This is a genomic window from Marinobacter sp. Arc7-DN-1 (assembly GCF_003441595.1).
Lineage (GTDB): Bacteria > Pseudomonadota > Gammaproteobacteria > Pseudomonadales > Oleiphilaceae > Marinobacter > Marinobacter metalliresistant.
This window is the reverse complement of record NZ_CP031848.1, coordinates 2,551,291-2,563,712: the sequence shown is the minus strand read 5'-3', so window position 1 is coordinate 2,563,712 and position 12,422 is coordinate 2,551,291. Positions and strand designations below refer to the sequence as shown.

Here is a 12,422-nt window from a genome sequence, read left to right as displayed (position 1 = left end):
TCATTTAAAACCATATAGCCACTATAAGGTCAACAAAGCGGAGAGAATCCGTTGAGGAGGAGTCTGATGCGCATTGGTCAGTTGGCACGGTTAGTAGGGGTCGATACACAGACGATCCGCTTCTATGAACAGCAGGGCTTGTTACCGCCGCCTGATCGGCAGGAAAACGGTTACCGTGTCTATACCGAGAAGCATAGTGAGCGGCTGGCCTTCATCCGTCGCTGCAGAATCCTGGACCTCTCATTGGCTGAGATTCACGAACTACAGAGCTATCAGGACGACCCTCATCAGCCTTGTACTGCCGTCAACGCCTTGCTCGATGATCACATCTCTCATGTGCGGTCGCAGATAACCGCTCTGCAAGCGCTTGAGAAGCAACTCGTTTCACTGAGAGCGAGTTGCAACGATGACCGGGAAGTTGAGGCGTGTGGGGTTCTTGCTGGAATTAGCGAGGGAAGCATGCACCAGCAGTAGGTTGATGTATCAACCAGATAATCCGATCACCCTAAAAATGAAACTCTATTCATTTTCATTGCGCTTTGTCTGACAGTTGTGCAGACTTACGAAATGGGAAAAGGATCTATCACGACTCAATGGACGAGAGGCCGAATGGACAAACCCACACTACCCAGCCACCAGTCTGTCTCCCGCGAGGTCAGGCTGGATCATCATGACAGTGTTCGCAATCATGTGCATCAGCAGGTGCGTTCGGAAGTAGAGCGCCTTGAGCGCCGGATTGAAACGCTTCGTTTAGTTAAAGCCCCGCACGCGGCGATCATGATTTCCACCTATGAGCGGATGATCGACCGGAAAAAGGGTTTTCTGCGGAACTGGGATCTGCGCGAAGAGGGTCACTGACGATCTTCGACGTTGATCGTAGTGTAGATAAAAGCTTCATCTCCACTCCGTTGGTTTCCGCAATGCTGCGGATTGCGCGTTCTTGCGTCTCCCTCTTCCAGCATGGCGGGTTCGTCTTTCGAGGTAAAAACCCGGGCCCGCGTCTCCCCGTAATTTATTATGACTTTCACGCAATCCGGCTCGTCCCCGTTAATGACAATTCCTGAGGCGTTAGTGAGTGTCAGGGTATCGCGTTGGGTTTCCATGAATTCCTGAAGAAGCTCCACATTGCCAAGGGTGCGACCGGTATAACTTGTGGCGGAAAATTCCGGTTGGTTGAATCCGGTGGTGCCAAACGTATTCGAGCTGAATCGGCCGCTCCAGGCCGCGCTGGCTACTTCTGCCGGGTTCTCGTCATCCTCGGCCGGTTGCCTGGCAACAAACTGGCTGGCACGAAACACTTTCTTCATCGCAGGGTTGTAAGTCCAGTCCAGCATCACGTAGATCCAGGTGCTGTCGGCTTGTGAGGCGCTGTCCTCGCTTCCAGTTTCGGTGAACCGGATCAGTGCGTCGTTGGCCGGAGTGTTAAAGCTTGCGGCTTCGTCCCTTTCAATGCTGTCCCGCATCAGGCGACGCCCCTCATTGAAGTTATCCACCTGGCCTGAGCGAATCACCTCATTGATGAGGTCGAGAGGGTTGCGCAAGCTGATGTAATCGGACCCTCCGGAATCCGGCTCTGTACCCAGGAAGTTATCCAGATGATTTCGAATCGCCATGGCGCTTCCGTTATCGTTGCCCCCGGTTGCCGGCTCCATGCCCCGGTAGAGGTCCTGGAAGATTGTGTATTGCAGAACCGAGTCCAGCCCTTCAGTGTCTCTCAGCCGGAAGGTTTCCAACGGCAGGTCTACGTCGGTTGCAGGGTTCAGATAGCCACCACCGGAGGTGTCCGGGTCGCACCCTGCCAGAACCAGGGTCACAATGGAAGTTGCGGCGAACAGGTAAGAATGTCTCATTTCAGGAGGCCCCGGGATGCGAAAAACGGTGTAAACGGCTAAAGTGAATGACCGCGGGGCGAATGCCCCTGTGCGGCTACTGACAATAAAACATAAAACCGGTATCTACCCTCGCGGAGATCACATTTTGCGGCAACGGCTTACATTGGCGCTCCCAGCGGTGACGCGTTCGTTAATGGTGCTGCTGTTCCTGGCCACCATCACGATGCCGGCGTCGGCCGGTGCGGCCGGGCCCTGCCGTGATGGCGAGATTATCCTGAGTGCGGGGGTCGAGAGTATCCGGGATCTGGGGGGCTGTATCTGGTACCTGGAGGACCCGGGCCAGACCCTGACTCTGGATGAGGTCCGCAAACTTGAGTCTGGCGCGTTCACCCGTCACGACGGCGGCGTGCTGAACTTTGGCTACACGGAATCCGCCTACTGGGTACGCCTTGATCTGCGCCCGGACAATAACCCGGACCAGACCGACTGGATTCTGGAGTTGGCCCTGCCCCTGGTGGATGAAGTCGCCCTGTTCATGGTTCGCGACGGCACCCTGGTTGAGCAGCGACGGGCCGGCTACCAGGATAACTGGGCGGAGAGGGACCTGGCGGTGCCCAACCCGACCTTCCGGCTGTCCCTGGCGCCCGATACCCTGAACCGGGTTTACCTGCGGGTCATCAACACCAATACCTTCCGGTTGCCCATCAGCCTGTGGCACCCCGACAGCTACATTGAAAAGGTATCGGTGGATGAACTGGTCCGGGGTATCCTGCTGGGAGCGGTGCTGGCGATTCTGGCCTATAACCTTTTTGTCGCCGTTTCGGTTCGTGAGCGCAGTAACATCTATTACGTGCTCTATCTGGTGTCAGCGACCGTCTTTATTTTCACCGAACAGGTCCACGGTATCCAGTTACTGGAGAGCCGGCCTGCCCTGTTCAACAAGCAGTTTCTGCACTTCCAGATCACTCTGACCTGGTTCTGGGGCCTGCTGATGGCCCGGTCGCTGCTGGAAACCCGGGAGCGATCAGCGGATCTTGATCAGGTCATCCGGCTTTGTCTCTACGCCGTGGTCACCACGTTTGTACTGTCGCTGTTCCTGCCCTATCACGTAGCAATGGAATGGATTGTTGTCGGCTCGATCCTGCTGAGCCTGATCATGATCGTGGTCAGTTACCTGTCCTGGCGCTATTACAACCCGGCGGCCCGTTCCTACTTCTTTGCCTGGACCCTGGCGCTTGTTGGCTTCGGGATCTATGCCTTTACGGTAATGGGCCTGCTGCCCCTGAACACCTTCACCAGCTATTCACCCCAGTTCGGTCTGACCGCCCAGATCATACTCTTTTCGTTTGCGCTGGCGGACCGGATCAAGCAGGTCCAGGGCGAAGCCCTGGGCTGGAGCCAGCGGGCCTTGTCGAATCTGCAGCGCTACCAGTCGCTGTTTGACAATGCCATTGAGGGGGTGTTCCAGATGTCCCCGGACCGGCGCTTTGTCACGGCTAACCCGGCGATGGCCAGGTTGCTGGGCTATAGCAGCAGCCGGGAGCTGCTCAAACACAACCCGGACGTGCTGGAAACCTGCATTGCCGATGCCCGCCTGCGCCAACTGGTGGTCGAACAGCTGGAGTCCAGGGGCACGGTGAAGGGTATCGAAGCCCGGTACCTGACCCGGGACGGCGATGAGCGCTGGGCCACCATTTCATTGCATACGGTGTACGACGCCGATGGCGAACCGACGCACCTGGAGGGAACCTGCATCGATGCCACGGAGAGCCATAACCGGCAGCGCATCGAACGGGAACGAGAGCAGGAGCGTCTGGAGAAGGAGCTGGCCCGCAATTCGGCCGAGGCGAAAAGCCAGTTCCTGGCCAACATGAGCCATGAAATCCGCACGCCGCTGGCAGCGATCATCGGTTATGGCGAAACCCTGCTTGACCCGGACCTGGGCGAGCCGGAGAAACGAAGCAGTGCCGAGACAGTGGTGCGCAGCGGGCGCCATCTGCTAGAACTGGTCAACGATATTCTTGATCACTCGAAAATCGATGCCAACAAACTGGACGTGGATATCGTCTCGGTCAACCTGCCGGAACTGCTGGATGAAATCCGGGCTTTTTTTGCGCCCCGGGCCCGGGAAAAGGGCCTCGATTTCAGCATTATCTGTGAATACCCGTTACCGGAACAAATCCAGACGGACCCGACCCGGTTGCGCCAGATCATTATAAATCTGTGTGGAAATGCCCTGAAATTCACCGAAAAAGGCTCGATTTCCCTGGTCGTACGATGCGATCGCGATCAGGAGCTACTGGTGGCCCGGATTGTCGATACCGGTATCGGCATGAAGCCGGAGCAGTTGGGCCGGCTGTTTGATCCCTTCGCCCAGGGTAGTGCCGCCATTTCCAGACAATACGGTGGAACCGGGTTGGGGCTTAGCATCTCCCGACGTCTGGCGGAAATGTTAGGGGGCAGTATCCGGGTAGACAGTACCTATGGCGAGGGCAGTGAGTTTGAGCTTTCGATCCGTACCGGGTCATTGGAGCAGGTGCATTTCCTGCGGGATGCCTCGGAGCTGAGTCAGCGTCGCAGAGCCATACCCATGGTGGTGGCGCCGCGACTCTCTGGCCGAATCCTGTGTGCCGAAGACAACGACGTTAACCGGCGTCTGGTGTCCCTGCTGGTGTCTCGCACCGGGGCAGAGCTGGTGCATGTGGGCAATGGCGCCGAAGCACTGGAGCTGGCCATTCGTGAACCTTTCGATCTGATTCTTATGGATATCCAGATGCCGGTCATGAATGGTCGGGATGCGACTGCGGCGCTGCGCGAAGCCGGCGTGAATACGCCGGTTATTGCCCTCACTGCCAATGTGATGTCTGAGGATATTGCCGATTACCGGCTGGCGGGCTGTAATGAGCATCTGGCCAAGCCCATTGACAAACAGCGGTTTTTCGAAACCCTGGCCAAGTATCTTGTGGTCAGCCCGGACAGTGCGCAACGGCCCGCGCGGCGTTATCAGGGCAAGGTGCTGGTGGCGGAAGACAACGAGGAAAACCGTCAGCTGGTGGAGCGTATGCTGCGCCGTGAAGGGGTGGACGTGGTGGCCGTTACCAGTGGGGATGAAGCGGTCCGGACGGCGCTTTCAGACACGATCCATCTGGTCCTGATGGATCGCCATATGCCTGGCATGGATGGCGTTGCCGCCACCGCGCTGCTCCGCCAGGCGGGGTTCCGGCGGCCGGTGATTGCCTTTACCGCCGGCGATCAGCAGGAAACGGATGCTCTGCTTGATGCCGGTTGTGATGGGGTTTTGAACAAGCCTATTGATCAGTCGCATCTCCGATCGTTGCTGGAACGACTGCTGGTTGCCAGCCCGGCCTCCGTTACGGAGGCCGGTGAGGAGGCCGAGGTTGCCGGCCTGGCAGCCCGGTTTCTTGACAGTCTGGCGGATCGCCGGCATAGGATGGAAGAGGCGCTGGCCCATGGCGATCGGGAAGTCTTAAGAACGGAAGCCCATCAGATTAAGGGAACAGCAGGGGCAATGGGCTATCCTCTGATGACCCGCCAGGCGGGCAGGCTTGAAGACCTTCTGAAAGCCACTGACCCGGACTGGGATCGGGTTCGCAGCGAACTGGAAGGTCTCGGTGAAATGATAGACCGCGCCCTGACGGCTTCGGAGGCCCCGGGCTGATTCGACCCGTGAACAACCAACAGGAGCAACGCAATGAGTGAACTGCCGGAACGTCGAGAGCACCATTCCCTCAGCATGATGTACGGGACCTATGCGGACATCCTGTTCGTCCTGTTTCCCTTTCTGGTCATTGGTATGCAGCGGCTGTGGGAAGGCCGGCTCTACGAAACCCTGCTCCGGCCGGATCTGAGTATTGCGGCGGCCATTCTGGCCGGTCTTGCCATTGGCAAGTTTGTGCTTGGGCTGGTTACCAACCGGGACCTGGGGCGCTACAAGGAACGCATCGTTTTCTTTATCGCGCTGACCCTGTTTGTGGTGCTGGGCCCGGCAATCATTCTGATATTGAGTATACTGGGAAGTTCCGATGTGCCCGGCTTTGTCACCTTTGTTCAGCCGATCCTCCTGATCATCGCCATCTCCCTGTACACCACGGCGGTGAGCATCAGCAATATCCTGACCCGATTTGGTATGGAGGAATCACTGACCGGGCCGCAGGAGGTATCGGCCAGCTCGGATCTCAGGGAGCCGGACCAGCCCCGCCCTGCGCCACTGGATCTGCCCCGGCGCACGGGCAACGACCCAACAGTATGACAGGAGCAACCCATGACAGATCTGAGAGTGTTGGTAGTAGAAGACGAGCCGGTGATGAGAGAGCGGCTGGTGGAGATGCTCTACAAGGCCGGGGCAACGCAGGTAGCCGAATGTGTGGATGCGGGCTCAGCCAGGGCGGCTTTTGAAGCCCAGGAGTTTCAGATCATTCTGCTGGATCTGGGCCTGCCTGACGGCGATGGCCACGAGCTGATGTTGGAGTTCAAGCGCAGCCGGGAGCAGCAGCATATCGTGCTGGTGACAGCCGATGATTCCATTGAAAGCATCCAGCGGGCCATCAGTGCTGGCGCCAACGGTTATGTGGTGAAGCCCTACTCCCAGGAAAAGATTCATGATGTGGTGAACAACTACGCCATGGTCCACGGAGAAGACATGGCCATGATACAGGGCCTGAACCGGCGCCATTGACCGGTTCAGGCCCTGTACGTTCCAACCCTGAAGAGGGCGGTCAGGCGACCTGACGCGCAATCCAGGAGTTATAGCGATTAGCCAGTGCCCTGACGTAACGGGCCTCGGCATCGTCCAGATTGCCCAGAACGCCCTTGAATATCCAGCCACGTTCATACACACCCAGCACCCGCTGCTCGTCATCCAGATTGATCCGCTGATTCAGTTTTTTGCAGATCGCATCCAGCAGTGGCAGCTTTTCCGGACGCTTGATCGGGCCCTGGCGATTGTTCATGGGCTGGTTCGCTGCTCGTGTTGTCGGATGTCTTTTCATGATGTTCTCCTTGTCGTTTTGCGGCTGCAAAAACAAAACCCCGGTGCCGAGGGCGACCGGGGTTTTGCGGAGAAGCTGACCCGGTCGCTACAGAGGCTCCCGGGACTGACCGAAAGCCGTCAGATGTCGTTCACCATCGCGCGAACAGACTGCCCTGCATGGCAACCTGCGGCTGTGTAGTAAGCAATGAGTTGTGGAATCATTCTGGTCATACCGGCTCTTGTGTTTCGGTTCGACTACCAGTGTATAGGCTAACGGGCCGTTTGCAATAGGCCGGCATCTTCGGCAAACCCCTACAGACGGCGCCATGGGCGGTTGGCATAATTCCCAGCGTCACGTGTTTTACGTTGTGCAATCCCGGCTGCCTGCCGCGCCAGGCAGTTGGTGGATCTCTCCTTTCTACGCAGCCTTTATGGCTGCGTTTTTTTACCTAGTGAAAACGTAGTGGAAACCTCGTAGCCACTAGTTCGTACAGATTTTTCGTACAGATTTCCGACCCATCTCTGGCGATAAATGATCAGGCCTGGCGGCTGTGGCCGGCCAGTGGCATCGTGGAGTCTTCTGGCAGGGCGATCCGTTCCCAGGTTTTGTGGAGGATCAGGGCGTCATTGGCCGCCCGGTGTACTGGTAAGCCGAGTTCTGAAATCACCTGCTGGCGCATGGCGGACCACTGCCGTAGCTGCTGCGAGTTCAGCAGCGCCGAGATAGACTCAAGCTGGAAGGTGGGCCTGATACGGGCTGCCCTGAATAACCGGTGCAGCCAGAAACTGTCGAAGGTCCAGGCATCGCAAAATACCTGTTCCGGTAGCAGCTCATTCAGGGCCCGAGCCACTTCACTGGCCGCAATGCCCTCTGCTTCAAGCGTCTGGCGAGAAATGCCGTGAATCTGTTCAGCGCTCTCCGACCAGTCTCGCCACAGAACGTAGGGACAGATCAGCCAACTGTGCAGGGTGCCGTCCGGCATACAGATGCCTACCTCAATCGGGTAGCTTGCGATCAGATCAAGACTGGATGCCTCGAAATCGATAAATGCCGGGCGGATAGTAGTCATGGGATCAGTGTAGATGATGAGTTGTTTTTAGCCGAGTTTACCCGCCCCGAACCCGAGACGCGAACCCAACCTGAGCCTGCACTGTTACAATATGTCCATTCATTGTAAAAGCCCGATGACAGCAACAGGAACGGGCCCGACAGTAAACCAGCCGAACTCGAATCGCACCATACGGGGAGCCCGAATGACTGACACCGTGGTTGTAATCTATTCCGGAGGTATGGACTCCTACACGCTGCTACACCTGGCCAGAAATCGTGGTTACCGGGTTCATGCCCTGTCTTTCGATTACGGGCAGCGACACGTCCGCGAACTGGAGTGTGCCCGTTCAGTGTGTGAAGCCCACGACATTCCCCACAAGGTGATTGATATCCGGGCCATGAGCGAGGTGATGGCCGGCTCGGCGCTGACCTCGGAACTCGAGGTGCCCGAAGGTCACTATCAAGAAGACAGCATGAAGGCCACCGTGGTGCCCAACCGCAACATGATCCTGCTGTCCCTGGCCACCGGATACGCGGTAACGGTGGGTGCCAGGGCTGTATGGTACGGTGCCCATGGTGGTGATCATGCCATCTACCCGGATTGCCGCCCTGAATTTGTGGCAAGGATGGACGCGGTGTGCCGTGTGGCCAACTATGAGCCGGTGGGCATCGAAGCGCCCTTCATGGCTATGGATAAGGGCCGGATCCTGGCCGAAGGCCTCCGTCTGGGGCTGGATTATGCACAGACCTGGACCTGCTACAACGGTCGCGAGCGCGCCTGTGGCCGCTGTGGCTCCTGTGTGGAGCGGCTTGAGGCGTTTGCTGCCAATGGTGTTACAGATCCAATCGAGTACGAGGATAACTGCTGATGTACCGGGTCAAGGAAGCCTTTTATACCTTGCAGGGTGAAGGCGCCCAGGCCGGCCGGGCCGCTGTCTTCTGCCGGTTCAGCAAGTGCAACCTTTGGACCGGTCGGGAGAAAGACCGCGCCAGTGCGGTCTGTCATTTCTGTGACACGGATTTTGTTGGCACCGATGGCCAGAACGGTGGCCGGTTTGACTCACCGGAAGCCCTGGCCGGGCACATTCGCAGCCTCTGGCCGGATGCGCCCGGTAAACCCTATGTGGTTTGTACCGGCGGTGAACCCTTGTTGCAACTGGACACGGCCGCGATCGAGGCGTTCCACCGGGAGGGTTTCGAAGTCGGTGTGGAAACCAACGGCACCCTGCCGGCCCCCGCTGGCATTGACTGGCTGTGTGTCAGCCCGAAGGCGGATGCGCCGGTGGTTATCGAAACCTGTGACGAGCTGAAACTGGTGTATCCGCAGCCTCTGGCCACGCCGGAGCGGTTCCTGCACATTCGGGCCAGTCACTATTTTCTTTCCCCGATGGCATCGCCGTCAGCGCCGGAAGGTGGTGTTGACGGCGTCAGGCAAAGCAATACCCGCCTTGCCACGGATTACTGTCTGGCCCACCCGCAATGGCGTCTGACCCTGCAAATGCACAAGATCATCGGTATCGACTGACTACCCGGCTGTCAGTATCCGGTCTGTTGGCGCTGGCACGGAGCCAGGTGCCCTCGAAGCGTTTCGGTAATGGCTTGGGCTGGTATTGGTCCAGCGCTTGAAGGCCCGGGTGAAATTGGCGGCATCGGCGTAACCCAGGGCATCGGCAATCTGGCTCAGGTTCATGGTGGTGTTTCGTAGCAGGTCGCCCGCCCGCTCCAGGCGGACCTGATCCACCAGCTGCTGAAAGCTGGCCTCTTCCTCCTGCAACCGGCGCTTGAGTGTCCGTTCGGAGATAAACAGGGTGCCGGCAACCCGGGCGAGTTTCGGTGGAAAGGGATGGCTGGTTTCAATAACCCGCCGTACCCGACAGGCGAATCCGGCGTCCTCGGTCAGCTGCCGTAACGCCTCTTCGCATTGGGCCCGGGAGGAAGCAGCCAGCTGGTCGTCGGTGAACCGCACCGGCAGGCTCAGCCGGGAGACGGGAATCACCAGGGCGTTGTCGGTGGCACCAAACTCCACCGGTACCGGTATCTGTGAGCGAAACCGCTGAAAATAAGCGGGTTCCGGGCACCGTCGAAGGATCCGCAAGCCGTCAACGACCGATCCGGTCAACTGGGCTCCCATGGACACGCAGCCGAACAGCATGGCATCCATAATGAAGCCGTGCAGCGGCCCGAGATCGATATCGCAGGTCACGATGTACCAGACGAGGTTGGCGTTTTCGCGTTTGCTGATCTGGAGGTGAGGTACCCGCAGGGTGAGGTACCGGGTCATCAGCTCCATGGCGTCACCCAGGGTGCGACTGCTCATGACGGCGGTACCCAGGGCACCATGGAGCGGAAGCTTCAGTTTCCGGGCGAGCATGATGCCGAGTCCCGGCTCTCCGCTTTCGATGATGGCCCGGGTGACAAACTCGCTGGCTTGGGTCTGGCTGACCCGGAGTTCAGTGGATTTCAGCCTGGCCGGGTCCAGCCCGACCCGGAGCAGAAGGTCCTGCTCATCAACACCAATGGTGTTCAGCAGTTCGGCCAGAAGGTGCAGGTAAATGGCCGGCATGCCAAGATCCTGTGCCGTTGATACTGAGGCGCGCATGGGGTTTCCTCGTCGGGTTCTGTTGTTGTTATTTAGCGGATCGCATAGCGTGTCCGATTATGGCGACTCTCGATGCATTCCCCCATGACTTCGCTGACGGATTAAAATGGCCCGAAAGGCCAACTGCCGGTCTGGTCCGGCGGACGGGCAATCGGTAGCGTTGACCGGGCGGACAGTTCTCAGAGCCTGAGGTCGATAATCACCGGGTTGTGGTCGGAGGATCGCCAGGGCCCTTGCTGATCGGATTGGGAAATGCCCTGATAGCCGAGCGCCCGGGGCTCATCGGCATTGATCAGCCAGGTCTGTGCCTGGAGTACCAGTGGTCGGAGGCTTTTGGAGGCCAGGGCGTAATCCAGGGTGCCTTTCTCACCCTTGTAACGATAGGTGTAGTGGGGGCAGGTCGCGCGAGTGCAGGGGTGGAACTGGTGCACCATGCTGGTAAAGCCGGCCCTGGTCAGAACGGAAAGCGGCTGTTCACGGGCGTAACTGTTGAGGTCGCCGACAATCAGGGTTCCGGCGGATCGGGTGTCCCGGGAAAAGGCACCGGGCCAGTTGGCCAGGGCCCTGGCTTCGGCAACCCGCCGGCTGGTATAGCAACCCTGCCCGTCGGATTGATCCTGATCTTCGCCCACGGCGCCCCGGCAGGATTTCGATTTCAGGTGAGGGACAACAACCCTGACTGTCTGCTCACCGTCAACACGGCGAAAATCCTGTGCCAGAGGGGGGCGGCCTCCGGATCGAAAGACACCTTCGGTCAGGCGTTCGGGTAAACCGATTGGTGTTATCCGGTCGCGGCGGTATAGCAAGGCGGTACGGATTTCGTCGCCACCGTCGTTACCCGGGGTGCTGACAAATTCCCATGGACTCCCGAGAAAACGGGCCAGCCCGGCGATTGTGCTGGCGGCGCCATAACCGTCATTTTCCAGTTCGGCAACCGCCAGGATGTCCGGGTCTGGCGCCTGAAGAGTCTGGATCAGACGCTGTCGCTGTTGGCGGAACTCAGCCCTGGTTTCAGCGCCTCGCGGGGTGGGAAAGCCAGCGCCCTGGCCATTTCCGTTGAAGAAGTTTCCGAGATTCAGGGCCATCACCCGCACAGCATCGCCTGGCAGACGTGGGGGCGCCTTTTTGCGCGGGTTGGTCACGACGAAGCGGGGCTCTTGCCCCGGCTGGATTCGCCAGGCATCAAAGCGGAAATCGAGGATGCCGGCGAGTTGGTCGATCTGATCACCGGCCCGCACGGTGGCTGATGGCGACAGGCCGGTTGGCGGCCAGGGGACCGGCCTGGGGTCCCGTTGGGAGCGGTTGTCATCCAGCAACACCCGGTTCTGCCGGTGGCTGGCGGACAGCCGGTGCGCCTGTTGCCCGGGGGCCAGGTACTCGGTGGGCTGGACCTGATCCGATGCCGCCAATGCCAGTTCGCCGTATTTCGCGAGGTTGTAGTTATCCACCACTGTCAGGGGGTAGCGGAAGGTCACCCTCATGTTTTCCAGGCTCTCGGGGTCCCTGGACCAGGGCAGCTCAATGATGACCGGCTCTGGCTGCGCTTCCTGGCCGCATATCCGGAGGTTCTGTACGGCGACCAGTTCGGTCAGTCCGTGGAATTCCCTGACCTTGCCGGTTACTCGCAGACGCATGCCGGGTTTTCCGGTATTCCGATTGGTATAGACGAAAATCGCTTCAGAAGTGGCCGGGTTGTTGTCGGTCTGGTGGTCTGCCTGCTGAAGATAGAAGCCGCCGAACCCGCCTTTTGAGCGGGAGTCCAGGGTAAGAATGCCCTCCACCGTCACCGTCTGGCCGGTGAGGGCAGAGGCAAGGCCATCGCCCTGGACAGCAGAAATAGCTGTGGCCGGTTCACCACAGCCTGGTTCTGCCGTTGTTGCCATTGGCAGCAACGGCAGAACCAGAAAACTGAGGAAGGGAAGAAACCGGGTTTTGGAGCTCACACCGGGA

At 58.8% G+C, this 12,422-nt stretch carries 12 protein-coding genes; 7 read left to right on the top strand and 5 right to left on the bottom strand.

The window, feature by feature from the left end:
* The first annotated feature begins 66 nt into the window (after positions 1-66).
* Together cadR and D0851_RS12075 are read left to right on the top strand one after the other, a co-directional pair.
* Complete coding sequence (cadR, locus tag D0851_RS12080) at positions 67-474, top strand: Cd(II)/Pb(II)-responsive transcriptional regulator (RefSeq protein ID WP_117618870.1); 408 nt, start codon at positions 67-69, stop codon at positions 472-474.
* A 135-nt stretch (positions 475-609) separates the two neighbouring features.
* Positions 610-858, top strand: coding sequence for a hypothetical protein (locus D0851_RS12075; protein ID WP_117618869.1), 249 nt, complete (start codon positions 610-612; stop codon positions 856-858).
* Here the strand turns inward: D0851_RS12075 and D0851_RS12070 are convergent.
* Complete coding sequence (locus D0851_RS12070) at positions 852-1,850, bottom strand: hypothetical protein (protein ID WP_117618868.1); 999 nt, start codon at positions 1,848-1,850, stop codon at positions 852-854. The two genes, D0851_RS12075 and D0851_RS12070, sit on opposite strands and share 7 nt — an antisense overlap.
* Before the next feature lie 175 nt (positions 1,851-2,025).
* On the opposite strand from D0851_RS12070, the gene D0851_RS12065 reads away from it, so the two are divergent.
* The 3 genes from D0851_RS12065 to D0851_RS12055 are packed head-to-tail and all read left to right on the top strand — an operon-like array spanning position 2,026 to position 6,528.
* Positions 2,026-5,511, top strand: a complete 3,486-nt coding sequence (locus D0851_RS12065; RefSeq protein WP_117618867.1) for a response regulator — start codon at positions 2,026-2,028, stop codon at positions 5,509-5,511.
* 33 nt (positions 5,512-5,544) lie between these two features.
* Complete coding sequence (locus tag D0851_RS12060) at positions 5,545-6,102, top strand: hypothetical protein (protein ID WP_117618866.1); 558 nt, start codon at positions 5,545-5,547, stop codon at positions 6,100-6,102.
* A 12-nt stretch (positions 6,103-6,114) separates the two neighbouring features.
* On the top strand, positions 6,115-6,528 hold the full coding sequence (locus tag D0851_RS12055; protein WP_117618865.1) for a response regulator: 414 nt from the start codon (positions 6,115-6,117) through the stop codon (positions 6,526-6,528).
* A gap of 40 nt (positions 6,529-6,568) precedes the next feature.
* Here the strand turns inward: D0851_RS12055 and D0851_RS12050 are convergent, their stop codons facing one another.
* The gene (locus D0851_RS12050; protein WP_117618864.1) at positions 6,569-6,841 is read right to left on the bottom strand and encodes a hypothetical protein; all 273 of its coding nucleotides are present in this window, start codon (positions 6,839-6,841) and stop codon (positions 6,569-6,571) included.
* Between the two features lie 517 nt (positions 6,842-7,358).
* Positions 7,359-7,892: a hypothetical protein gene (locus D0851_RS12045; protein WP_117618863.1), complete on the bottom strand. Its 534-nt coding sequence runs from the start codon at positions 7,890-7,892 to the stop codon at positions 7,359-7,361.
* Positions 7,893-8,076: 184 nt separating this feature from the next.
* Between D0851_RS12045 and queC the strand changes: the two genes are divergently transcribed.
* Together queC and queE are read left to right on the top strand one after the other, a co-directional pair.
* Positions 8,077-8,742 carry a 7-cyano-7-deazaguanine synthase QueC gene (gene queC / locus D0851_RS12040; RefSeq protein ID WP_117618862.1) on the top strand — a complete coding sequence of 222 codons (666 nt, stop codon included), beginning with the start codon at positions 8,077-8,079 and terminating at the stop codon, positions 8,740-8,742.
* Entirely contained in the window at positions 8,742-9,398 is a 657-nt protein-coding gene (gene queE / locus D0851_RS12035) for a 7-carboxy-7-deazaguanine synthase (RefSeq protein ID WP_117618861.1), read from the top strand. Before queC ends, queE begins: the two co-directional genes overlap by 1 nt.
* Here the strand turns inward: queE and D0851_RS12030 are convergent, their stop codons facing one another.
* The gene (locus D0851_RS12030) at positions 9,399-10,472 is read right to left on the bottom strand and encodes an AraC family transcriptional regulator (RefSeq protein WP_117618860.1); all 1,074 of its coding nucleotides are present in this window, start codon (positions 10,470-10,472) and stop codon (positions 9,399-9,401) included.
* A gap of 179 nt (positions 10,473-10,651) precedes the next feature.
* Positions 10,652-12,415 carry an ExeM/NucH family extracellular endonuclease gene (locus D0851_RS12025; protein ID WP_227539280.1) on the bottom strand — a complete coding sequence of 588 codons (1,764 nt, stop codon included), beginning with the start codon at positions 12,413-12,415 and terminating at the stop codon, positions 10,652-10,654.
* Positions 12,416-12,422 lie beyond the last annotated feature (7 nt).